Below are 22,182 nucleotides of genomic sequence, written 5' to 3'. Positions count from 1 at the left end.
CGGGCCGCCCGCCTTACCGGTTCTTGAAATGCGGCTTTCGCTTTTCGATGAAGGCGTTCATGCCTTCTTTCTGGTCTTCCGTCGTGAACAGGCTCTGGAACATGCGGCGTTCGAACCGGATGCCTTCGCGCAGGGACATTTCGTAGCCGGCTTCGATCACTTCTTTCAGGATCATATTGGCCGGCTGGCTGTGTCCGGCGATCTTCTTGGCGGCGTCATTGACTGTGTCCATCAGGTCGTCGACCGGAACGACGCGCGCGACCAGACCGCTATGTTCCGCTTCAGATGCGTCCATCATGCGACCCGTCAGGCATAGATCCATCGCCTTGGCCTTGCCGACGGCGCGGGCCAGGCGCTGCGTCCCGCCAATGCCGGGGATGACGCCCAGATTGATTTCCGGCTGGCCGAACTTGGCCGTGTCCGAGGCGATGATGAAATCGCACATCATGGCGATCTCGCAGCCGCCGCCCAGCGCGTAGCCGGAAACGGCGGCGATGATCGGCTTGCGGAAGCGCTCGATGGCGCAATGATTGGCCTCAAACGGGTCATGCTTATAGTTGGACAGATAGTCGCCATCGACCATCTCCTTGATGTCCGCACCGGCGGCAAAGGCCTTTTCATTGCCGGTCAGGATCACGCAGCCAATACCGTCATCCGCTTCCAGATCGGCCAGCGCTTGCGCCACCTCGCCCATCATTTCGGAATTCAGCGCATTGAGTGCCTTTGGACGGTTCAGGCGGATCGTCGCGACGCGACCATCCGTATCCAGTTCGATCAGCTCGTAAGCCATAGGGGTCTCTCTCGGATCGGTTTCGTTTTTCAAAGGCGGTGGCTACACCTCCGACCCCGGACCTGACAAGGGCATCCTGACAGGAGCATCCTGACAGGGGCATGATGGCGGGATCAGCGTTGACAGGCCTTGCAGTAGAAGGTGCTGCGTCCGCCCTGGACACGACGTGCAATCGGCGCGGCGCAGGCGGGGCAGTCCTGCCCTTCACGGCCATAGACGGAGAATTGTTTCTGGAAATAGCCGAGTGCGCCGTCGGCCTGGCGGTGGTCGCGCAGGGATGACCCACCTGCCGCGATGGCTTCGATCAGTACCGCCTTGATGTGCCCGACCAGCCGTTCGGTTTCAGCCACGCGTAGCCGTCCGGCCCCGCGCCCGGGGCTGATCCCGGCCCGGAACAGGGCTTCGCAGACATAGATATTGCCAAGGCCCGCCACGATCCGCTGATCCAGCAGGGCGATCTTGATCGGCGTTTTCTTACCCTTGAGCCGGGCGCGCAGATCGGGGGCGTTGAAGCCGTTGCCGAGGGGCTCCGGCCCCAGATCATCGAGACGGTAGGGCGCGTCCGGTTTCACCAGCTCCATGAAGCCGAAGCGGCGCGGATCATTATAGGTGACGGTATTGCCGTCTTCGGTCGTGAAAATGACATGATGATGTTTCGGATCGGCATCGTGAGCATGGGTGAACTCGCCGAGCTGTGAGCCGCCAAGCACAAACCGCCCGCTCATACCCAGATGCATGAACAGACGCTCGCCTGAGGTCAGGTCCGCCTGCAAGAATTTGGCCCGGCGCGACAGACGCTCCACGCGCTGCCCCTCAATGCGGTCGGCGAAGTCGTCCGGAAAGGGAAAGCGAAGATCCGGACGGTTCAGTTGGACATGCGAGATAATCCGGCCTTCCAGAACAGGGGCGAGACCGCGGCGAACCGTTTCGACTTCGGGGAGTTCGGGCATCGTAGATCTCTGGTTTCGCCTATGACAGATCGTCCTCTATCACCGAACTTGATTCGGTGATCCATCTTCCAGAGCGGTGGTCATTCAATATCCTGCCAATCGAGTGTCAGTTCGCGCCAGTCTGGATTATCCTTTTCAAACAAGGCGATTTTCTATGATCGGTTCCAGTTCTTGATCTGTTTTTCGCGACGTAGTGCTTAGACCACCAGATCGTAGGATTCAAAGTAGACAAGACGATCAACATCGTATCGGGCTGTGAAGCAGTTGGGGTCGGTTTTGTTCGTGTGCTCTTGCACTCGCGCCCAGAGGTCTTTCGTGAAACCCGTATAGAGCGACCCGTTTTTACGGTTGCAGAGTATATAGACATAACCCTTTGCCATGACGGCAAAGGGACTGAGATGGATCACCGAGTGAAGCTCGGTGATGAAGGTTCGAAGATTCAGCCTTGACCCGTGCTCACAGCCACCATGGCGGCGCGCAGCGTCCGACCGCCGATGGTGAAGCCTTGCTGCATGACGGCGGCGACATGGCCCTTCTCGACATCCGGGTGGGGGATGTTGGCGACGGCCTGATGGACATTGGGGTCGAATTTGGCCCCGACACCGGGGACGGGTTTGACCTGATGGCGTTCCAGCGCCGTCGTCAGATCCTTTTCGGTCAGCTCGATCCCGGCGACGAGGTTGCGGGCATTCTCGCCCAGCTCTTCCTTGGCCTGACCATCGATCGTGTGCAGCGCGCGGGACAGATTATCATAGACGGAGAGCATGTCGGCGGCGAATTTCTCGACCCCGTATAGCTTGGCGTTCTGCACTTCGCGTTCTGCGCGTTTGCGGATATTGTCGGCCTCGGCCAGTGTGCGCATGGCCTGATCCTTCATGGTCGCGATTTCCATTTCCAGCTCACGGACGCGTGCGGAATCGTCGGGCGTGTCGTCCGTTGCCGCGTCTGCGCCGGGCTCACCCGCCGGATCGTCGTCGGACAGGACATCGTCCTTGTGTTTTTTCAGAAAGTCGTCGGCGGCCCGCTTCAGCTCGGCCGCGCTCGGTTTGCGCTCGGGCTGACCTTCGCCTTCCGCGTCGATCTGCGCCTGCAGGGCATCCCATTCATCCATGCCCCCCGCTCCGGGGACGCTGTTTCCGTTCTCGATATCACCAGCCATGGCTTGGTCTCTTGCTCCTATATCCGCGCATCAGGCGCGTCGCGTCAGCGTTTCGCCGACCAGTTTTGCCGTCAGATCGACCATTGGGATGACCCGGCCATAATTCAACCGTGTCGGTCCGATCACGCCCAGTGCCCCCAGCAACTTGCCATGGCCGTCCCGGTAAGGGGCGACCACGACGCTGGAACTGGACAGAGAGAACATCGGGTTCTCCGTCCCTATGAAAATCCTGACGCCGTCCGCATGTTCCGTCTGGTCGAGCAGAGAAATCAGCTCTTCCTTGCGCTCCAGATCCTCGAACAGGAGCCGGATGCGTTCCAGATCGGCCCCCACGTCGGTGCGCGTGTCGAGATTGTCAAGCAGCCGGGCCTGTCCGCGAACAATCAGTTTGCGGTTCTGGGCCGGCTCATCCGTCCAGGCCGCCAGTCCCTGCTTGATCAGGGCGGCCGCGGCAATGTCGATTGCCGCGCGGCCCTGCTCGATTTCGCTCAGAATATCGGCGCGCGCTTCTGAGAGCTGGCGTCCGCGCAACCGGGCCGACAGGAAGTTTCCGGCCCGTTCCAGACTGGCACTCAGCACGCCCTCGGGGCGTGGCATCAGCCGGTTCTCGACCCGCCCGTCCTCATGCACCATCACGACAAGCGTGCGGCCATCGTCAAGACCGACAAATTCGACATGTGACAGGGCGGTCTCGCGGACAGGTTCGGGTGCCAGGACAAGACCGGCCCCGCCTGCCAGCCCGGCCAGCAGGGTCGAAGCCTGCAGAAAGACTTCCTCCGGTTCGCGGCCCGATGCGGCGATCTGTGCTTCCAGGTGACGGCGTTCGTCGCGGGACACGTCACCGATCTCCAGCAAGCCGTCGACATAGAGGCGCAGTCCCGCCTGTGTCGGTTGCCGCCCGGCACTGACATGCGGGCTCTCGAGCAGCCCCATATGCGTCAGATCGGCCATGACGGACCGAATCGATGCGGGTGAGAGGGCGGTGCCGGACAGGGCCAGCGACTTGGAGCCGACCGGTTGTCCGGTTTCCAGATAGGCAGAGACGACAGAGCCGAAGATCGCGCGGGCGCGCGCGTCGAGCTCGGACAAGGGGAATGTGGCCAGAACGGACATGGACTGCCTATCTGGTCGGCCTTTGCCGGACTCGCAAGGGTTATGCGCGGGGCGACTTGCCTTTCCGCGCATGACGTCGCAGGAGCCGCCACCGATAGAGAAGGAAAGACCGTCATGCGTCCCGAAAACAGAGCCCTCGACCAGTTGCGTCCCGTCACGATGGAGACGGGCGTGTCCCGCTATGCCGAAGGGTCCTGCCTGATCCGGTTCGGCCACACACATGTGCTGGTCACGGCCAGCGTCGATGAGGGTGTGCCGCGCTGGATGAAGGGTAAGGGCAAAGGCTGGGTGACGGCGGAATATGGCATGCTGCCGCGCTCGACCCATACGCGCAATAACCGCGAAGCCGCGCGCGGCAAACAGGGTGGGCGCACGGTCGAAATCCAGCGACTGATCGGGCGGTCCTTGCGCGCCGTGACCGATCTGAAGGCGCTGGGCGAGCGGCAGATCGTGGTCGATTGCGACGTTATGCAGGCTGATGGCGGAACGCGCACGGCGGCGATCACCGGTGCTTGGGTCGCGCTCAGCCAGGCCTGTGCCGGGCTGGTGGACCAAGGACTGATCGAAACCAACCCGGTTACGTCGCCCATGGCCGCAGTCAGCTGCGGGATCGTGGACGGCACGTGCCAACTCGATCTGGAATATGTCGAAGACAGTGCCGCACAGGCCGACGCAAATTTCGTCCTGACCGCCAGCGGCGGCATCATCGAGGTTCAGGCCACCGCCGAAGAGACGCCCTTTTCTGGCGAGGAAATGGACGAACTGATGCGGCTGGCGAAAAAAGGCATTGGCGAGCTGTGCGCGATGCAGGAAGCCGCGCTGGCGTAAATGCTGGCGTAAATGCTGGCGCTAGCGCTTTCCGACTGAAAATTCGGGAATGGGTGGGGTGTCGCCTTCGGGCACCCACTCCAAGATATCCGCGGGCTGGCACTCCAGCTCGCGGCAGAGGGCGTCGAGCGTGGAGAAGCGCACGGCGCGAGCCTTGCCGGTCTTCAGGATTGACAGATTGGCCAGCGTGATGCCGACGCGATCGGCCAGTTCGGTCAGGCTCATCTTTCGGTCGAGCAGGACCCGGTCCAGATTGACTTGAATGGCCATCAGATCGTCAGTTCCGCTTCCGCGCGCATTTCCGCGCCTTGACGGAAGGCTTCGGACAGGGCGGCGATGACCAGCACCAGGAACCAGGTCCCGATGCGGATATCCATGCCGGTATCAGCTGGGGCGACGCCCAAGGCGCCGACGGAAATATCGGCAAAGCCGTGGACCAGTATGCGGAAGATTTCGGTCGCCGCGATCAGCATCCACATTGCCCGCAGGCGGGTGATATTGGCCTCAACGAACGGATCACCCATCTGCACCGTGCGGATCACGCGGATCAGGATTGACAGCACGGCGAGCCAGGCAAAGGCGGTGATCGCCCCGGTAATGCAGGCAAAGGCCAATCGGCCCGCGCCGGGCAGGGGCCCGGCTTCGGAATTGCCCTGAAGCCAGTCATAAACACCGGTATTGAGTGCAAAGGCCAGCGCGCTGGCGCTCAGCACGACCAGCCCGACCAGCAGCAGAGCCTGCACGATTCGCAACAGGATGATAAGGCCGCTGGAAACGGGTTTGGGGGTCTGTGTCAGAGCATTCACGCATGTGTTGATAAACGATAAATCCTCCAACGCAAGGTAGGGATACGGCGTGTCAATGACTGTCCCAATCCGCCGCGCTGGCCGTTATCAAGGGTTCCGGCGTTGCGCTGCGGCGTCGCTGCGATTACGTCCCGCCCATGACTGATAATCCGCCCCTGACACAGCTCGCATCCGGACAGACCCTGGTGGTCGCGTCCCACAATCAGGGCAAGGTCCGCGAGATCCGTGCCCTGCTGGCGCCGTTCGGCCTGCAAACGATCAGCGCGGCGGAACTGGACCTGCCCGAACCGGACGAGACCGAAGACAGCTATGCCGGCAATGCCCGTCTGAAAGCGGTCGCCGCAGCCGTGGCCTCGGGCCACCCGGCGCTATCAGATGATAGCGGGATCGACGTGATCGCTCTGAACGGGCAGCCGGGCATTCATGCGGCGCGCTGGGCCGAGGACGAAGACGGGAACCGGGATTTCATGCGAGCCATGACGCGTGTGCAGCGCGAACTGGGCGAGAGCGAAGACCGACGTGCGCGGTTCGTCTGCGCCCTCTGTCTGGCGTTCCCGGATGGGTCGAACAGGGTCTATGAAGGTCGCTGCGAGGGGCAGATCGTCTGGCCGCCCCGGGGCGATCAGGGGTTCGGCTATGATCCCATTTTCATCATGGATGGCGACAATCAGACCTTTGCCGAGATCGATCCGGAGGAGAAACACGCCAAGAGCCACCGCGCCGCCGCTTTCCGCCTGTTCCTGGATGACCAGTTTCCGGATGGGCCCGTGACTGATAGCTGTGACAGCTGACACTGGGCCGGCTCCGGGGCCGCTGGCCGTCTATCTGCACTGGCCCTATTGTGCCCGGATCTGTCCCTATTGCGACTTCAATGTTCATCTCGACCGGCGTGCGGGCGAAGCCGAGGCGTTGGTCGATGCGATGGTTGCGGATCTGGGTCACTGGCGGCGCTGGACGGGCGCGCGGACCGTCGGATCGGTGCATTTCGGGGGCGGAACGCCGTCCTTGCTCATGGAAGGACAGCTCGACCGGCTGATCGGGGCGATCGACCGCCTCTGGGGGCTGGGGGCGGCAGAGCTCGCTCTGGAGGCCAATCCCAGCGATGTGACGGCGGACCGCATGACTGCCTGGCACTCGGTCGGGCTGACGCGCCTGTCGCTCGGGGTGCAGAGTTTTGATGACGGCGTCCTCAAACGATTGGGGCGGGACCATGACGGCCTGTCCGCGCGCCACGCCGTCGATACGGCGCTGGCGGCCATGCGGTCCGTTTCCGCCGATCTGATTTTCGGCGTGGCAGGGGAAACGGATGATCGGCTGGCCCGTGATCTGGATCGGCTGCTCGACTCTGGCGTGCCGCATCTGTCGACCTATCAGTTGACCATCGAGCCGGGCACGGCCTTTGCCCAGGCCGAAGCACGCGGATCGCAGCGCGCTGTTGGTGAGGATCGCAGCGCGTCGGATTTTGAACGGATTCAAGCCCGACTCGGCGTGGCTGGCTATGGCCATTATGAAGTGTCCAACTTTGCGCAGCCCGGACATGAGAGCGCGCATAATCTCGCCTATTGGCGCGGACAGGATTATGTCGGGGTCGGCCCGGGCGCGCATGGTCGTCTCTGGACGGAAAAGGGGCGCATCGCCACGGAGACAGCGCTGCGACCCGTAGACTATATCAATGCGGTAGACGTGTCCGGTACGGCAATCCGGTCCGAGCGGCTCACACCGGCAGCGGCTTCCGAAGAATATGTTCTGATGGGTCTGCGGATCGAAGAGGGGCTGTCCCTGTCACGCCTGGCGACGATCCGGGGTGAGCCGCTTACCGTCGATCCGGCCCTGATCGCGGATGGCCTGTTACATGTCGATGGCGACCGTCTTCGGGCGACGGCAGAAGGGCGCTTCGTCCTGGACGCACTGACGCGGGCATTGCTGTTATAGATGGCACGCCCCGCAGATGTCACGACATGAAAAAGCCCGCCGGGAGACGGGCCGTTTCAGATCGATCTGGCGAGGACTATCGGTATTGCTGGATCCGCGTCGTGCGCAGCCCGCTAATGCCGTGGCTCTCGATCGAGCGCTGCCAACTCATGAATTCCTCGGAGCTGAGGCCGTAGCGCTCGCAGGCGCTTTCCAGCGTCAGCAATCCACCGCGCACCGCAGCAACGACTTCGGCTTTGCGACGGATCACCCAGCGGACCGTGTCCGGCTTAGGCAGATCGGCCATCGTCAGAGGTGTCCCTTCCGGGCCGATCACCATATGCTCTCTTTTCAGCGTTCGCTCGCTCATCAGCAATGTCGTCCCTTGTTGCCGGGACCCTCCTTGCAGTTCACCCACCACTATTCAGTGCTCACGACATAGGCGCGGGGTCTTAAAGAGGGCTTAAGCGGGGCGATAATTTTCTATTGTTTTCAGTCGTTTACCATTCTTAATGGATAGTAGGTAAGGTTAACAAAACCTGCCCGTCCTGTGGATTGTTCCGGTAGCGGTCTGATTCTGTTGAGCCTTTTTGACGGACCGTCATGGCTCGGATGGCTGCCGCGGGCCGTCGACTCTGTCCCGGACCTTACCTATATGGCGTTCGCTATGGCCAATGCCGTTCTCGATACGCCGCTTAATTCGCTCGGATTCGCGAAACCGGAAGCGCAAACCCGCGTCGTCGTCGCGATGAGCGGAGGCGTGGACAGCTCCGTCTGCGCCGCCCTGCTGGCGCGTGAGGGTTATGAGGTCATTGGCGTGACATTGCAGCTGTATGATCATGGCGCCGCCGTGAAATCGGCTAAGAGCTGTTGTGCCGGACAGGATATTTACGATGCGCGCCGCGTGGCTGAAATGATCGGCTTTCCGCATTATGTGCTCGACTACGAAACCAACTTCCGCGAGTCTGTCATTGAGGATTTCGCCGACACTTATCTGATGGGCGCAACGCCGATTCCCTGTGTGCGTTGCAATCAGACCGTCAAGTTTCGCGACCTGCTGAACGTCGCGCGCGATCTGGGCGCGGACTGTATGGCAACCGGCCATTACATACAGCGCGTAGCGGGGCCCAACGGGCCGGAACTGCACCGCGCCTATGATGGCGGTAAGGATCAGAGCTATTTCCTGTTCGCTACGACGCGTGAACAGCTGGATTTCCTGCGCTTTCCGCTCGGCCATATGGACAAGTCGGACACCCGCCGACTGGCTGAAGAGATGGGGCTGAATGTGGCCTCGAAACCTGACAGCCAGGATATCTGCTTCGTCCCTGAAGGGCGTTACACGGATGTGATCGAGAAGATTCGTCCACATGCTGCGCAGCCTGGCGATATTGTGGACCAGAACGGCACTGTGCTCGGTCGCCACCGGGGCGTGATGTATTATACGGTCGGGCAGCGGCGCGGTCTGGGTCTGGGCGAACATACGGGCACGGATCCGCTCTTCGTGATCCGGATCGACGCCGATGCCGGGCAGGTGGTGGTCGGCCCGCGCGCAGCGTTGGAACGCTCCGACATCTATCTGACGGATGTGAACTGGATCGGGCCCGGCACGCTGGCGGATGCGGACGGGGCGGACATTCACGTCAAGGTTCGCTCGACCCGTCCGCCCGAAGCTGCGACCTTGCATGTGGAGGGCGAGACAGTGCGCGTCCGGCTCGCAACACCGGATATGGGGATATCCCCCGGTCAGGCCTGCGTCTTCTACGAACCCCGCGCCGACGCCCAACGCACTCTCGGCGGCGGCTGGATCGTGCGAACGGGGTGAGCTGAGGTCGGGTTCCTCATCGGTTCCCATCTGGACACATTATTTTTTTGAAAGCCGACAGGGCGGGCTGGTTCGCTTAAGGAGGGAGTCTAACCCACCAGAGAGGAGCCCCTTATGGCTGTCATGAAAACCGTCGAAATTATGGCTGAGAGCGACAAGTCGTTCGAAGATGCGATCGAAAACGCCGTGCAGCGGACCGGCAAGACCGTGAAGAATATCCGGTCGGCCTATGTCAATGAGATGCACACCAGCATCAAGGACAACAGGATCGACAAATACCGGGTGAACGTGAAGATCACTTTCGAAGTCGGCGACTGATCCGCCAACCCTGAGCCGTCATCAGACGGACTCCTATCAGACTGAACCCTATGCAGACTGAAGTCTAAGTCGTGCCGAACCCGTCATCCCAGAGGGCGGGTTCGCATTGTTTCTGCCGGTTTTCAGTACGGATACCATGCAGCGGTGCGGCAGCGTTATGCTGGATCAGGCCCCAGAGCAGCACCAGTGCGATCATACCCCCAATGACGGGGGCGAGAGCGGGCATGACGATCAGGGCGGATAGCAGGCCTGCCAGCAAGATGATGCTGACACGGCGTCCGCGGCGGCGATCAGAGCTGTCATGACGACGTTCCATAGTGTCTTTATTACCGCACTGACGTTAATTCCGTGTTTACAAGCCGATCGACCCGTCGCCACCGCTGATTTCGAGGCTTCGGAGACATGGTTGACCTCACCTGATCCGTCCCCACATAGACGCCTGACTGCATCGCGGCTGATGAAAGGATGCCTCGTGACCGATACAACTCTCTTTGTCATAATCGCGCTGCTCGGCCTCGTCGTGGTCGCGCTCTTCGTCTATTCCAGTCGCCAGAAACGCCGTTTCGAAGCCGAACGTGCGGAACGCCGCCGCAAGCTGGACGAGATCAAGGCGAAAGCCCGCGCCCAAGAGGCAGCAGAGGACTAAGGGGCCGTCCCGTCCGCGCCTGCTGAAAAGCTTGCGCGTGTCCACCTGGACATGACCTTCCCGGACAGGACCTCCATAGATGACGCTGACACGAGCAGCTGAACCCGCTATCGCATACGCCACGCAACAGATTATTCCCTTTTGGAAAGCTTTCTCATGAACCAGTCCTCCGATCCTGTCGTCATCGTCGGCATCGCCCGTACACCGATGGGCGCTTTCATGGGCAGCCTGTCCTCCGTCACCGCGCCGGAGCTTGGTTCTGCCGCCATCATGGCGGCGATGAACGAAGCCGGCGTCGAAGCAGACGCCGTCGAGCAGGCCATCATGGGCTGCGTCCTGCCGGCCGGGCAGGGCCAAGCGCCCGCGCGTCAGGCTGCGCTCGGCGCAGGTCTGCCGCGCAGCACGGAGGCGACGACCGTCAACAAGATGTGCGGATCCGGCATGCAGGCGGCGATCATGGCGCATGATGCCATCAAGGCGGGCAGTGTCGATATCGCTGTCGCAGGCGGCATGGAGAGCATGTCAAACGCGCCCTACCTGCTGCCCAAAGCGCGTGAAGGCATGCGGATGGGCAATCAGCAGGTCATCGACAGCATGATGCATGACGGGCTGACCGACGCCTATGCCGGTGGCGCGATGGGCGTGTTCGCCGACGAAATCGCGACCGAATATCAGTTCACCCGTGAGCAGCAGGACGCTTACGCCATCGAATCCGTGCGCCGCGCCAAGGCCGCGCAGGGTGAGGGTGGCTTCGACCGCGAGCTGACGCCCGTCACGGTCAAGACTCGCAAAGGCGATATCGTTGTCGATACGGATGAAGGTCCCGGCAAGGCCATGCCGGAAAAGATCCCGAATCTACGCCCGGCCTTTACCAAGGACGGCACGGTGACGGCGGCCAATGCTTCCTCCATCAATGACGGTGCGGCCGCCATGGTGCTGATGCGCCGCTCTCAGGCGGAGGCAGGCGGCCATAAGGTTCTCGCCGAAATCGTCTCCCATGCCGCTCACGCGCATGAACCCGCCAAATTTACCACGGCCCCGGTTCACGCCATGAAAAAGGCGCTGGAGAAAGCGAGCTGGGAGGTGGATGATGTCGACCTCTGGGAAATCAACGAAGCCTTCGCTGTCGTGCCGATGATCGCCATGCAGGAAATGGGCATCGACCATGACCGCGTGAATGTGAATGGCGGCGGCTGCGTCCTCGGCCATCCGATCGGCGCATCGGGCGCGCGCATCATGGCGACCCTGATCGGCGAAATGGAACGCCGCGACGCCAAGACGGGCGTGGCGAGCCTGTGCATCGGTGGCGGCGAAGCCACGGCGGTATGTCTGCGTCGGGACTAGGGGGCTGGGACTACGTCGTCGCGGGTGGTTCAGCCGTGTCGTCCTCATTAGGGGCGGATGGAGCAACGGGTTCATCACTTTGAGCGGGGGGTAGGTCTGTAAAGATTTCCCGCCGTAATTTTCCCAACTGTCCTGCGATGATGATTTGCGCCTGATGTGGAATTGAACGCTTACCCGTCAGCCAGGCTTTGACAGTGGATTCTGGCACATCAATCAAGGTCGCAACAGGTCCAACTGTCGTTGCCTCATTAGCGACAGCGACGTCGCCAATGTACCATCGTTCGATCGAATCCCCCGTTTCGTTGAATATTCGGCGACCGACGGAGTAGATTGAGTCAAACGCTTCTTGCGATAGCAGGCCTGACACCAGACCGAGAAAAGAAACGAAGTAGGGGCTTAGATAGGTCGAGTCGTCACCTGCACCGGTGTCAGCAATCAGGACCACACCTGACTTGGCCACGACGTAGATTGCGAAAGCCGCTACACCGCCCATCATCGGGAGGAAAATATAGTGACTTAGTTTCGCACGGTTGTTTCCAGCCAGGAAAAGACGGACGAGGTTAATGGATGCACCCAGAGTCCCCATAAATATGACGAGCAGGACAGTCTGAATCTGTCGGGGTGAATGAATTAAATTGATGTAGACGGAACCCGGTGAAAAATTGGCGACTGGGGCGAAGAGTGTTCCCAGAAACGTAGATTTATTAGTTTCACTTGCTGTCTTTGAACTCTCTGTCGTTGAGCTCTCTGACTTTGAACTCTCTGACTTTGAACTTTCTGTCTTTGAATTCTCTGTCTTTAATCGAGTGAAATATCTGTAAGTTTGCCATGGCTCTTCCATCTGCGGCACCATCGTCCAACGTTTGTCGAGAAAGCTGATGTCATCTCGATCACATTCAAGTTGGTGGTTGGCGATCCCGGATGTAGTAAATCTATCATATTTCGAAAATCGCCTTAAAGCTGATGCCTCAGTCATGGGAATGTCTCGATCTTTGATAATAGCGAATGGTGTATCCTCGACCGTTTGAAACGTCCTGATTTGACGTATATTTTCTGCGCGCCGGGCTATCTGAGATACTTCACAGGCAGCACGGAATGCCGCGAGGTAACTTTGGGGAGGAGATTGAATCCCGTCAGCGCTATCCTGCTCAGCCGGTTGCGTCGTTGACGAAGGAGGTGTTGAAGTCGCTCTATTGGAATTTTGATCCGTGCTCTCACGATTCCAGTATTCTGACAACATCGCGTCAGCTTCTTTTATAAGTTGGCTACCTGAGGATATCGCCCTGACGTTGTGAGTGTACTCGGTGGTGGCCCCGTTTATTCTTTCGGAAAAGACCTTCAATCCTGCCACCGTTAAAACGGCATTCGCGTCGTTTAGCTGTACATCGCGAATAGTATGTTGAAAATGATGGGCCGCCAGCGAACTGATCGACAGAAAACCTGAAATGACGAAAAACAGGAATGGGATCAGGGCCAACCCGAATCTATGAAGTCTTGAAAAGACTGCCTCCGCAGATCGCATCCACGGGTTCTTCGGCTTGTTTTCATCACCGTGCTGACGCCGCACACCCATGTCCGGGTCGATGACTGTTGGTTCTGTCAGGCTTTTGAAATTAGCGCGTTTCGACTGCATATTTTCGCCTTCCAAAAAGATGGCGCGTGCTCTTTCTAAGCTTAAATCTTATATGACTTATAATTGCGCCGAGTGTACGCATAAATTAATGCTAAAGATTGTAAAGCGAAGTGTCGGCTTTCGAAGCCTATGGAAGGGTCGCAACTTAAAATTGGCATTGGTCGAGTGACGACTGCGGTCAGATCGCTCTGTCGACTTCTGGTCGAGCGCATTTCCGAAAAGCGTCAATATGCGTGTCTGCCGTTATCCGTCAATGTGTCCTCGTGCACTGTGCAGTCCGGCGAGAACCAACCACATCGCATGCCCTCGGAAACGTCGGTCTCGACGATAAGTTATTCCGCGATATTCGAATCTAATGCCCGCCGCCCAGCCGCCCGAGCCTTACGCCGTAATCCACGGCTAGTCCGTAATCCGGGTCGTCGTCGCTATCGACCATAAGTTGCCCGGCATTGGTCAGCAGCTGGTGGCAGTCGCGGGTGAGGTGACGGAGCTGCAAGGTCTTGCCGGCGGCTTCATACTTAGCGGCGATGGCTTCGATGGCTTGCAAGGCTGATTGATCGACAACGCGGCTATCGGCGAAATCGACGATCACCGTATCCGGGTCGTCCTTGATCGTGAAGAGCTCGGAAAACCCTTCGGCGGAGCCGAAAAAGAGCGGGCCTTCCAGCTTGTAGATTTTGATGTCGTCCGTTTCTTCCGTGTGCGCGTCGATCCGGCGCGAGGCGTTCCAGGCATAGGCGAGCGCGCTGACAATGACGCCGACCACCACCGCCACGGCCAGGTCGTGCCAGACTGTAACGACGGTCACGAGTATGATTACCCCCGCGTCGAGCTTGGGAATGCGAGCCATGATCTTCACCGAATGCCAGGCAAACGTCCCGATCACGACCATGAACATCACGCCGACAAGAGCGGCGAGCGGGATCATCTCGATCACGGGGCTGGCGAACAGGATGAAGGCGAGCAGGAACAAGGCTGCCGAAATGCCGGACAGGCGCGTGCGACCCCCCGATTTCACATTGATCATGGACTGTCCGATCATGGCGCAACCGCCCATGCCGCCGAAGAAGCCCGTGACCGTATTGGCGACGCCTTGCGCAACGCATTCCTGGCTGGCTCCGCCGCGCTCTTCCTTGATCTCGCCGACCAGGTTGAGCGTCAGCAGAGACTCAATCAAGCCGATTGCAGCCAGAATGACGGCGTAAGGCAGAATGATCTCGAAGGTTTCGACGTTCAGCGGCACCATTGGAACATGAAATTGCGGCAGGCCGCCCGCGATGGAGCTCATATCGCCGACAGAGGGCACGTCGATACCGAAACCGATGACCAGGGCGGCGACGATGCCAATGCCGGCCAGCGGGGCCGGGATCGCCTTGGTGATCTTCGGCGTGCCCCAGATGATCAGCATGGTCAGGCCGACCAGACCCAGCATGAGCAGCAGCTGCGGCATCTCCATCCATGTGCCGTTGAGCATGTTGAACGGGCCGGGGTGGTCGGTCGGCGGGGCCGGAGCCGTCTGGAACTGGGTCAGCTGCGCCAGGCCAATCACGATGGCGAGGCCATTGACGAAACCCAGCATGACCGGGTGGGGGACCAGACGGATGAATTTGCCAAGACGGAACACGCCCGCGAGGATCTGCAGGATGCCCATCAGTACGACCGTCGCGAACAGATATTCGACACCGTGCAAAGCGACGAGGGCGACCATGACGACCGCCAGCGCGCCTGTCGCGCCCGAAATCATACCGGGGCGACCGCCGATCAGAGCCGTGATCAGCCCGACGATGAAGGCGGCATAAAGGCCGACCAGTGGTTCGACCCCGGCCACGAACGCAAAGGCGACGGCTTCAGGAACGAGCGCGAGCGCGACGGTCAGACCGGCCAGCAGCTCGGTCTTTGTCCGCCCGGCATTGAAGGTCAGCGGCCCGGAACGGCGGCGTGCGGGAATAGTGATACGGTCGGCAAAGGCCGACAATGTCGAAGAAATCATAAGAGCGCCATGGGGCTGGGCCTACGGATGGGCAGGCATCGCGATGGCGCGGCGCGTAAGCGAGGCGGCAGGCGATAGCAAGGGCCTGTCGCGGTCCGGCTTCACATCGATCGCCCGTTTTATCGGGAGCACGCTGGCGTTTGAGTTCTCTTACTGCGTCGTGTCGCTATCTTCTGCGTAGACCCATTCATATAGATCGCCGAAGCCGGACTGGTCGGCGTGGGAGGCCCAGAGCTCGGCGTCCGAGGGCTGACTGTTCATCACGAAAAAGCCTGCAACAAGGGTTGCTGCAATACCGGTCATGCCCGCCCAGAGGGTTTTTCCGTGCCAGAAGCCGTGATCATTGGCTGCGTCCAGCGGGGCCTGATCGCGGGCTGCGCTCATGATGCGGTCTGCCAGATCGGCACGCGGGGCAGGCGTGCTGGATCGGGCGAAGGCGGTTTCAATTGGATCAGGCATGTTCAGTTTCCTCCATCAGAGCGCGCAGGGCGCGGCGGGCGCGGACCAACAACGCCTCATAGGCTTTCTGGCCCAGTCCCATAACCGCAGCGGCGTCGCGTTGCGGCATGGCTTCGTCATAACAGAGCGACAGGGCCGTTCGCTGCCGTTCCGGCAAGGTCATCATCGCCGTTTGCAGCGCGTCCCAGCGTTCATCGGCCACCATCTTTCGGTCGACCGGTGCGCGGCTATCGACCGGTTCCAGCATGTCGCCGGGCAGGTCCGGGCGCTTCTTGCGCAAACGGTCATAGCAGCCATTGGTCGCAACCCGGCACAGCCAGGTCAGGATCCGGGCCTCGCCGTCCCGCCAGTTCGGTGCGGCGCGCCAGAATTTCAGGAATGTGTCCTGACACACATCCTCAGCTTCGAATCTGTCGCCGAGAAGGCGGTAGGCCACGCGGTGAACGCTCGCCATGCGGCGATCGATCAGGGCGCGCAGCGCCGCCTCGTCCCCGGCCCGAAGGCCGGGAATCAGGTCTTTATCAGGTTCGTGCATGATCCGTGCGACCGCTAGGGTTGGCCGCCAGGTGCGCCAGGTGCGCCAGGTCGGCCGGGACCACGGGGGCCGCGCGGCTTGCGGGCTTCGCCCTTGGTCAACACACCATCGCCATTCCTGTCCATTCTGGCAAAAAGCGCTTCGCCCATAGCGTCATATTCGGCACGACTGACAAGACCGTCCTTGTCGGCGTCCAGTCGGGGGCGTTCGGCGCGGCGTTCCTTGCGGTCGCCCTTGCGCGCCTGGCGCCGCTCTTTCGCCGCTTCGCGAGCGGTCTGGCGTTCCGCCTCGGACAGTTCGCCATCACCGTTGGTATCGAACCGTTCCATCGCCTTTTCGCGACGATCGTCGCGGCGCTCACCGCGTTTCTCCTGAAGGGTCGCGCGGGCGGCCTGCATCTCGGCCTCAGTCACAGCGCCGTCGCCATTGGCGTCCATCTTCATGAAGCGCTCGCGGGCTTTATCGGCGCGGTCGTTTGCGCGCAGCGTGCGCATTTCGTCGCGTGTCAGTTGCCCATCGAAATTGGTGTCGGCCGCCGAAAACCGGGCATCGCCTGCCGCCTTGAATTCAGCGTAGGTGACCTGACCATCCTGATTAATGTCGGCGGCGGGGCCAGCGGCGAGCAAGGTTGTTGCAGCGGCGGCCAGTAAAAGGGGTCTGAACATATTGTCCTCCATGGGTGTGCGTTCATACACTCCAACGGACGGTGCGGCTATCTCCTGCGCAGATGACTGCTTTTTTAGAAAAACAGGTTGGCGTCACGCCACGCGCGTGCGGTCTGTCATATCGCGCATCAGACCCAGTACATCGCCGGGCAACCTGCTATCGAGCGCATGGCCGCCATGGGGGGCTGGCGCGCCGAGATGATCGCGGACGACCTCGCGCAGCATTTGCGACGTCTCGGTCGCATCACGGGTGGGGCCGAGCGCCAGCGTCACCGGATCCCACATACGGTTGCGGCGACGCACCGTATCGATCGTCCAGTAGGCGCGCATGAAGCCATCGACGCGTGTATCATAGCCTAGCAGGCAAGTATCGGCCCCTGCAGCCAGACAGGCTTGCGCCGGGCTGAGGCCCGCCGGCCCGACCGCAAACACCCAGTCATAGGACATGGACAGGGCCGCCATGGTGCCCAGACCTTCGGACAGATTGTCGGGATGCAGGACGGTGGCCGAAAAATGTTCATTGGCGGTCACAAATAACGCATCGCGCAGGGCGCAGGCTCCGGCCAGAAAATGTTCCAGTGTACGGGAATAGAGAATACCGGCTTCTTCCATCAACGCGCCGTCCGTGCCGTCAAGCAGCAGCACGGTCTCGCCACGGCTTGCGGCTTCGCGCGCCAGACGCAATGTCGCGCTGATCAGCTGGGCATGGCAGGAGGGTTCTTCGGCCGCGCAGAGCACGCCGACCAGACGCCCGGCAGGTTCGTAAACCGACCTGTCGGGGACGCGCAAATCCGCCATCGCTTGAGGGCGAGCGATCATTCTACCACCTTTCACCGGCAACCCTTGTGGGTGCTCATTGAAAGACGGGTGTAGGGGCGTCGCGCTAAGGCCGCGCTAAAGAGCGTGGTTAAGCGGGACTAAGTGCGCGGTTTACGAAATGTAGACATCTGTAAACCGCGCAGGTGATTGGCGATTGGCGAACGGTGAGGGCCTAGCTTTCCGGCGCAGGTCCGCGCGGTGCCGGGTCCATCACGACGAATTGGCCCTGCCGGATCTGATAGACTGCCAGGCCGCGTTCGGGCCGCCCATCCGGGCCGAAGCGCAGATATCCATCCGTTCCGTAGAAGCCGAGGGGACTTTCCGTGCGCTCCACACGACCGCGCGGATCACCATCAGCGACCACGGCACCCAGAAGCACCGCGTCATAAGCCAGGCTCGTCAGGCTCAGCGGCGCGTTGCCATACGCACGCTCATAGGAAGCATCGAAGTTGGCACGGGCCTGTTTGTCGGACGCAGCGAAGACGCCGCCGTCCAATGCCGGTTCACGCGCAATGGACGTGTCGTCCCAGCGCGACGTTCCCATGAACAGAACCCGGTCCGGATCGACACCATAAAAGGGCATGAGCGGTGCGAGCGAGCGCAGCGCGGTTCCCGCTTCGGGCATCAGGATCGCTTCGAACGCATCAAAGGGCTGGTTACGGCTCTGGCGATGAAACTCCGCCAGACGCTGTGCCGGCTCCTGCATCACCGAAATATCGTTGCCGCGATAGGTTTCCGCTGCCGTGACCTGTCCGCCCATCCGGTTGACGCTCGCCTCATAGGCGGCGCGCACGCGGCGGCCATAGGGATCGTCAGGACCGAAATAGGCAAAGCGCGTCACACCCTCGCTCATCGCGAACTGGACGATGCGTTCCACCTCCGCTTCCGGCGGGAAGGAAAGGAGATAGCGACCGCGAGCGGCGACAGACTGATCGTTGGAAAAGGCCAGCAGGGGCGTGCCGGTCCGGCCTGCCACCTCGGATGCGGCCACAACATTGCCGGCTATGATCGGACCCAGAATGACGTCGGCGCCTTGTTGGATTGCGGCCTGAGCGGCGGAACGCGCCCCTTCGGGCGTGCCCTTCGTGTCCAGCACGGTCAGCACCACATCCGGGTCGGGCCGTTCGAACAGAGCCAGTTCGGCCGCTTGAAACATGGCGTTGGCTTCCTCACGCAGACGCGAACTTTCGGCAGAAAACGGCAGCAGAAGCGCCAGACGCTTGGTATCGCGGCCCGCCATATGCGGCAGGGTCAGCCCGTCGCGATTGTTGAAATAGGGCGCGGCCTCGTCCGGCACATCGATCGGAATTTCGACGGTTTCTTCAGGAACGGTCGGTTCGACCGGCTCCACAGGCTCGGGCGTGCGCGGATCGACGGGACGGTCCGGGCCTTGTGTGACTGGGCCGGGTTGCTGCGGCTGAGGCTGCGGCGGTTCATAGGGAACGGTGGTGCAGGCGGCGAGGGTGATCACACCCAGTAGAAGGGTGGCCGTCCTCAGCTGCGACAGGGTCCGCCATTTGGCGTTGGATTTAGCGGCGCGCTCGCGCATAGATGGTCTCACAAGGTCAACCCCCGGCTGGAAGGTCTCGACATAACCCCTACTCCTATAAGTGTGCAGGACCCGGCGCAACCATTGCCCACTGCGTATGACGGTTCGCCAAAGCCGGATGATCTTGCGTCAGGCCTGTATGTCGTGGCGACCCCGATCGGCAATTTGCGGGATATCACCCTGCGGGCGCTCGACGTGTTGCGCGGCGCGGACCAGATACTGGCCGAAGATACGCGCCAGACCGCGAAATTGCTGAGTGCCTTTTCCATCGACGCCTCTGTGAGCGCCTATCATGACCATAATGCGGCCAAACGGGTTCCGGGCCTGATCAAGAGCCTGAAAAAGGGCGGGACCATCGCGCTCGTTTCAGATGCCGGGACACCGCTGGTCAGCGATCCAGGCTTCCGTCTGGTGCGGGCCGCCGTCGAAGCCGGGATCGATGTCTACCCGCTGCCTGGAGCCAGCGCGGTGCTGGCAGGACTGGTCAAATCGGGTCTGCCCAGCGACCGCTTCTTCTTTGCCGGTTTTCTGCCAAACCGCAGCACGGCCCGGCAGCGAGAGATCGAAGCGTTGCGAAACGTCCCGGCCACACTGATCCTGTTCGAGACGGGACCCCGGATCGAGGCCTGTCTGCGGGATCTGGCGCAAGGCCTCGGCGACAGGCGCGCCGTGCTGGCGCGGGAGCTGACCAAACGCTTTGAAGATGCCCGACATGGGACGTTGAGCACGCTGGCGGACGGCATGGTGGCGGACCCGCCCAAAGGCGAGCTGGTCTTGCTGATCGACGGGCCTGAGACCGCGCGCTGGGACGGCGATGTCGTGCGCGAAGCGCTGCGTGATCGGCTGGAAACGCTGAAGCTGAAGGCCGCCTGCGCGGAGCTGGCCGAGGTGTCGGGCTGGTCGAAGCGTGAGCTTTATGCGCTCGGACTGTCCTTGAAGTGACCGAGCGGCGTCAGCGTGCGGAGCGGGCGGGCCGCCGCGCCGAAACGCTTGTAGCGCTTTATCTGCGCCTGACCGGGCACCGCATTGTCGCACAGCGCTACAAGACACGGTCCGGGGAAGCGGACCTGATCGCCCGGCGCGGTCGCACCCTGATCATTATTGAAGTCAAGCAGCGCGCCCGCGCCGATCATGCTGTCGATCCGGTCACGGCGCGGTCCGAAGAACGGATCATCCGGGCGGGCGAACAGTTCCTGTCGCGCCATCCTCACTATGTCGAAGCGGGCTACGCCTTGCGCTATGATATCGTGATCGTGCTGGGACGCTGGCGCATCCGGCATCAGCGCGACATGTTCAGAGGTTGGTGATCTGTGTCGGCATGGCGGTCGTTAACCGCTTGGTGACTCCGTTTCCTTAGACTTCGGTCATGTTTAGATCTGCTCGTACCCTCTCCCTTGTGCTGCTTGGCGCGACCATGCTTTCGGGTTGCGCCCTGGCGACGGCAGGGATCAAGAAAGGCGATGAACGCAATTTCGTCCGCTCGCTGCAGGATGTGAATGCAGGCCGCGCGATCGAAGCGCGCATGAAACGCGCCCACGATTATTCCCTGTCCGGTATCGATGTCGAAGTCGCCGAAGGAGTGGTTCTGCTATCCGGCAATGCGCCGCGCAAGGAAGACCGGATCGAAGCGGCCCGGATCGCTTGGTCCGCCCCGCAGGTTGAACAGGTCGGCAATGAAGTCATGATCCGTGACAAACAGGGTTTCGTGCGCAATGCCAAGGACGGGCTGCTGGAAAAATCCGTGCGAGCGCGTCTGGTCGCCGACAAATATGTCAAGGCGCGCAATTTCAATATCGAGACGCATGACGGCATCGTCTATCTGATGGGTGTGGCGCGGACGGATGCAGAGCTGGAACGGGCGGCGCGGATTGCCTCGCTGACGCGCGGGACGCTCGAAGTCGTGTCCTACGCCCGGATTGCTGACATACAGGTCCAACCGGATATGGGTCCCGTGGAAAGACAGGCTGAACTGATGGCGCCGACTCCGGTTGTTCCGACGCAGCGTGACCTGCCCGATTTCGTTACCCGCGCGCCCCTGCCGCAGCAGGACCGGTCGGACATTCCCGCCCCGATGCGCGCGGCCCCGATGAACGAACCGATCCCGTATCGTGATCCGCAGCCCGCCATTCCCTATGATCTGGGCCAGACCGACGTCCCGGCCTTGCCGGCGCCCGATCCGAATGCACCACCCTATTATATCGACCCGGAAACCGGTCGTCAGATTCCGGTCAAAGTGCTCACGCCTGGGCAGCCGGACGAATAGGAGTGCGTTCTTTCGTAAGAGTGCCGTGTCCATGGATTCCTTCGACCGTCGCCTGCTTGATCTGGTTCAGCGCAATAACCGGCTGACCTACGACGCCTTGGGCGACGCTGTCGGCCTTTCCTCCAGTGCTGTCAGGCGCCGGTTGAAACAGTTGCGCGAAGACGGCGTCATCATTGCGGATGTCGCCTTGGCCGATCCGGCCAAACTTGCGGAGACGGTCATCATTTCTGTGCATATGAAGATTGAGAGCCACGAAACCTACGCGACTCTTAGTGAGCGGATGCGTGACTGTCCCGAGGTTTCGCAATGTTACACAGTCTGTGGCGACACGGACTTCATCATTATTGCGCATTTCGGCAATTTGACGATCTATGATGGCTGGGCCAAGGCCAAGCTGATGTCCGACCCGGCCATTGCGCGCTACACAACACATGTCGTCTCAGGCCGGATCAAATATGATACGGCCATTGCAACTGAATGATTGGCGGAATCCGCAATAACAAAGGCTGAAAATAATGGATAGCGTTGCCATGGTGCCTGATTTCACCGGGATTTGACATGGACGCTGCGTTATCAGCGGCG

26 protein-coding genes and 1 pseudogene are annotated in these 22,182 nt (G+C 61.0%); 11 read left to right on the top strand and 16 right to left on the bottom strand.

Going from position 1 to position 22,182, the window contains the following annotated elements; all coding sequences use genetic code 11:
• Positions 1-13: 13 nt before the first annotated feature.
• The 5 genes and pseudogenes from AB6B39_RS15375 to hrcA form a co-directional block, all read right to left on the bottom strand.
• Complete coding sequence (locus AB6B39_RS15375) at positions 14-790, bottom strand: enoyl-CoA hydratase (RefSeq protein ID WP_284372184.1); 777 nt, start codon at positions 788-790, stop codon at positions 14-16.
• 113 nt (positions 791-903) lie between these two features.
• Complete coding sequence (gene mutM, locus AB6B39_RS15370) at positions 904-1,740, bottom strand: bifunctional DNA-formamidopyrimidine glycosylase/DNA-(apurinic or apyrimidinic site) lyase (RefSeq protein WP_284372186.1); 837 nt, start codon at positions 1,738-1,740, stop codon at positions 904-906.
• A 155-nt stretch (positions 1,741-1,895) separates the two neighbouring features.
• A pseudogene (locus AB6B39_RS15365) lies at positions 1,896-2,120 on the bottom strand (GIY-YIG nuclease family protein); the annotation flags it as partial.
• Positions 2,121-2,179: 59 nt separating this feature from the next.
• The gene (locus tag AB6B39_RS15360) at positions 2,180-2,899 is read right to left on the bottom strand and encodes a nucleotide exchange factor GrpE (RefSeq protein ID WP_284372188.1); all 720 of its coding nucleotides are present in this window, start codon (positions 2,897-2,899) and stop codon (positions 2,180-2,182) included.
• 30 nt (positions 2,900-2,929) lie between these two features.
• A complete protein-coding gene (gene hrcA, locus AB6B39_RS15355) occupies positions 2,930-4,012 on the bottom strand; it encodes a heat-inducible transcriptional repressor HrcA (protein ID WP_284372190.1) in 1,083 nt (360 codons plus the stop codon).
• Positions 4,013-4,126: 114 nt separating this feature from the next.
• On the opposite strand from hrcA, the gene rph reads away from it, so the two are divergent.
• Complete coding sequence (gene rph / locus AB6B39_RS15350) at positions 4,127-4,840, top strand: ribonuclease PH (protein ID WP_371398655.1); 714 nt, start codon at positions 4,127-4,129, stop codon at positions 4,838-4,840.
• Between the two features lie 21 nt (positions 4,841-4,861).
• Here the strand turns inward: rph and AB6B39_RS15345 are convergent, their stop codons facing one another.
• Together AB6B39_RS15345 and AB6B39_RS15340 are read right to left on the bottom strand one after the other, a co-directional pair.
• Positions 4,862-5,110, bottom strand: a complete 249-nt coding sequence (locus tag AB6B39_RS15345; RefSeq protein WP_284372194.1) for a helix-turn-helix domain-containing protein — start codon at positions 5,108-5,110, stop codon at positions 4,862-4,864.
• Positions 5,110-5,646, bottom strand: a complete 537-nt coding sequence (locus tag AB6B39_RS15340) for a DUF2975 domain-containing protein (RefSeq protein WP_284372196.1) — start codon at positions 5,644-5,646, stop codon at positions 5,110-5,112. The genes AB6B39_RS15345 and AB6B39_RS15340 overlap by 1 nt, the downstream gene beginning before the upstream one ends.
• Positions 5,647-5,783: 137 nt before the next feature.
• On the opposite strand from AB6B39_RS15340, the gene rdgB reads away from it, so the two are divergent.
• Positions 5,784-6,437, top strand: a complete 654-nt coding sequence (rdgB, locus tag AB6B39_RS15335) for an RdgB/HAM1 family non-canonical purine NTP pyrophosphatase (RefSeq protein WP_284372198.1) — start codon at positions 5,784-5,786, stop codon at positions 6,435-6,437.
• Complete coding sequence (gene hemW / locus AB6B39_RS15330) at positions 6,427-7,578, top strand: radical SAM family heme chaperone HemW (RefSeq protein WP_284372200.1); 1,152 nt, start codon at positions 6,427-6,429, stop codon at positions 7,576-7,578. Before rdgB ends, hemW begins: the two co-directional genes overlap by 11 nt.
• Before the next feature lie 76 nt (positions 7,579-7,654).
• On the opposite strand, the gene AB6B39_RS15325 is transcribed toward hemW, so the two are convergent.
• The gene (locus tag AB6B39_RS15325) at positions 7,655-7,927 is read right to left on the bottom strand and encodes a DUF1153 domain-containing protein (protein ID WP_284372202.1); all 273 of its coding nucleotides are present in this window, start codon (positions 7,925-7,927) and stop codon (positions 7,655-7,657) included.
• Between the two features lie 297 nt (positions 7,928-8,224).
• Here AB6B39_RS15325 and mnmA point away from each other — a divergent pair, with 297 nt between their 5' ends.
• Positions 8,225-9,379, top strand: a complete 1,155-nt coding sequence (gene mnmA, locus AB6B39_RS15320; protein ID WP_284372204.1) for a tRNA 2-thiouridine(34) synthase MnmA — start codon at positions 8,225-8,227, stop codon at positions 9,377-9,379.
• Positions 9,380-9,493: 114 nt separating this feature from the next.
• Complete coding sequence (locus AB6B39_RS15315) at positions 9,494-9,697, top strand: dodecin family protein (RefSeq protein WP_284372206.1); 204 nt, start codon at positions 9,494-9,496, stop codon at positions 9,695-9,697.
• Positions 9,698-9,761: 64 nt separating this feature from the next.
• On the opposite strand, the gene AB6B39_RS15310 is transcribed toward AB6B39_RS15315, so the two are convergent.
• The gene (locus tag AB6B39_RS15310) at positions 9,762-10,013 is read right to left on the bottom strand and encodes a hypothetical protein (protein WP_284372208.1); all 252 of its coding nucleotides are present in this window, start codon (positions 10,011-10,013) and stop codon (positions 9,762-9,764) included.
• Positions 10,014-10,169: 156 nt separating this feature from the next.
• Between AB6B39_RS15310 and AB6B39_RS15305 the strand changes: the two genes are divergently transcribed.
• Together AB6B39_RS15305 and AB6B39_RS15300 are read left to right on the top strand one after the other, a co-directional pair.
• Positions 10,170-10,343, top strand: coding sequence for a hypothetical protein (locus tag AB6B39_RS15305; RefSeq protein ID WP_284372210.1), 174 nt, complete (start codon positions 10,170-10,172; stop codon positions 10,341-10,343).
• Positions 10,344-10,499: 156 nt separating this feature from the next.
• The gene (locus AB6B39_RS15300) at positions 10,500-11,687 is read left to right on the top strand and encodes a thiolase family protein (RefSeq protein WP_284372212.1); all 1,188 of its coding nucleotides are present in this window, start codon (positions 10,500-10,502) and stop codon (positions 11,685-11,687) included.
• A 10-nt stretch (positions 11,688-11,697) separates the two neighbouring features.
• On the opposite strand, the gene AB6B39_RS15295 is transcribed toward AB6B39_RS15300, so the two are convergent.
• The 7 genes from AB6B39_RS15295 to AB6B39_RS15265 form a co-directional block, all read right to left on the bottom strand.
• Positions 11,698-13,320 (bottom strand): hypothetical protein, encoded by a 1,623-nt coding sequence (locus tag AB6B39_RS15295; protein WP_284372214.1) that lies wholly within the window; start codon positions 13,318-13,320, stop codon positions 11,698-11,700.
• A gap of 352 nt (positions 13,321-13,672) precedes the next feature.
• Positions 13,673-15,310, bottom strand: a complete 1,638-nt coding sequence (locus AB6B39_RS15290; RefSeq protein WP_284372216.1) for a SulP family inorganic anion transporter — start codon at positions 15,308-15,310, stop codon at positions 13,673-13,675.
• Positions 15,311-15,460: 150 nt separating this feature from the next.
• Positions 15,461-15,769: a hypothetical protein gene (locus AB6B39_RS15285; RefSeq protein ID WP_284372218.1), complete on the bottom strand. Its 309-nt coding sequence runs from the start codon at positions 15,767-15,769 to the stop codon at positions 15,461-15,463.
• Positions 15,762-16,304 (bottom strand): sigma-70 family RNA polymerase sigma factor, encoded by a 543-nt coding sequence (locus AB6B39_RS15280; RefSeq protein ID WP_284372220.1) that lies wholly within the window; start codon positions 16,302-16,304, stop codon positions 15,762-15,764. Before AB6B39_RS15280 ends, AB6B39_RS15285 begins: the two co-directional genes overlap by 8 nt.
• A gap of 14 nt (positions 16,305-16,318) precedes the next feature.
• Complete coding sequence (locus AB6B39_RS15275; RefSeq protein ID WP_284372222.1) at positions 16,319-16,969, bottom strand: EF-hand domain-containing protein; 651 nt, start codon at positions 16,967-16,969, stop codon at positions 16,319-16,321.
• Positions 16,970-17,062: 93 nt separating this feature from the next.
• Positions 17,063-17,788: a MinD/ParA family protein gene (locus tag AB6B39_RS15270; protein ID WP_284372224.1), complete on the bottom strand. Its 726-nt coding sequence runs from the start codon at positions 17,786-17,788 to the stop codon at positions 17,063-17,065.
• A gap of 172 nt (positions 17,789-17,960) precedes the next feature.
• Complete coding sequence (locus tag AB6B39_RS15265) at positions 17,961-19,337, bottom strand: penicillin-binding protein activator (RefSeq protein WP_284372226.1); 1,377 nt, start codon at positions 19,335-19,337, stop codon at positions 17,961-17,963.
• Between the two features lie 144 nt (positions 19,338-19,481).
• Here AB6B39_RS15265 and rsmI point away from each other — a divergent pair, with 144 nt between their 5' ends.
• From rsmI to AB6B39_RS15245, 4 genes are read left to right on the top strand one after another with little or no spacing between them, the layout of a single operon-like run.
• Positions 19,482-20,279, top strand: a complete 798-nt coding sequence (gene rsmI, locus AB6B39_RS15260) for a 16S rRNA (cytidine(1402)-2'-O)-methyltransferase (protein ID WP_284372228.1) — start codon at positions 19,482-19,484, stop codon at positions 20,277-20,279.
• A complete protein-coding gene (locus AB6B39_RS15255; protein ID WP_284372230.1) occupies positions 20,276-20,644 on the top strand; it encodes a YraN family protein in 369 nt (122 codons plus the stop codon). The genes rsmI and AB6B39_RS15255 overlap by 4 nt, the downstream gene beginning before the upstream one ends.
• Before the next feature lie 59 nt (positions 20,645-20,703).
• A complete protein-coding gene (locus tag AB6B39_RS15250) occupies positions 20,704-21,600 on the top strand; it encodes a BON domain-containing protein (RefSeq protein ID WP_284372232.1) in 897 nt (298 codons plus the stop codon).
• Positions 21,601-21,631: 31 nt separating this feature from the next.
• Positions 21,632-22,081: an Lrp/AsnC family transcriptional regulator gene (locus tag AB6B39_RS15245; RefSeq protein WP_284372234.1), complete on the top strand. Its 450-nt coding sequence runs from the start codon at positions 21,632-21,634 to the stop codon at positions 22,079-22,081.
• The last annotated feature ends 101 nt before the right edge of the window (positions 22,082-22,182 follow it).

Source organism: Algimonas porphyrae (assembly GCF_041429795.1).
GTDB lineage: Bacteria > Pseudomonadota > Alphaproteobacteria > Caulobacterales > Maricaulaceae > Litorimonas > Litorimonas porphyrae.
The sequence above is the reverse complement of the archived record's forward strand: the minus strand, read 5'-3'. Positions and strand labels throughout refer to the sequence as shown.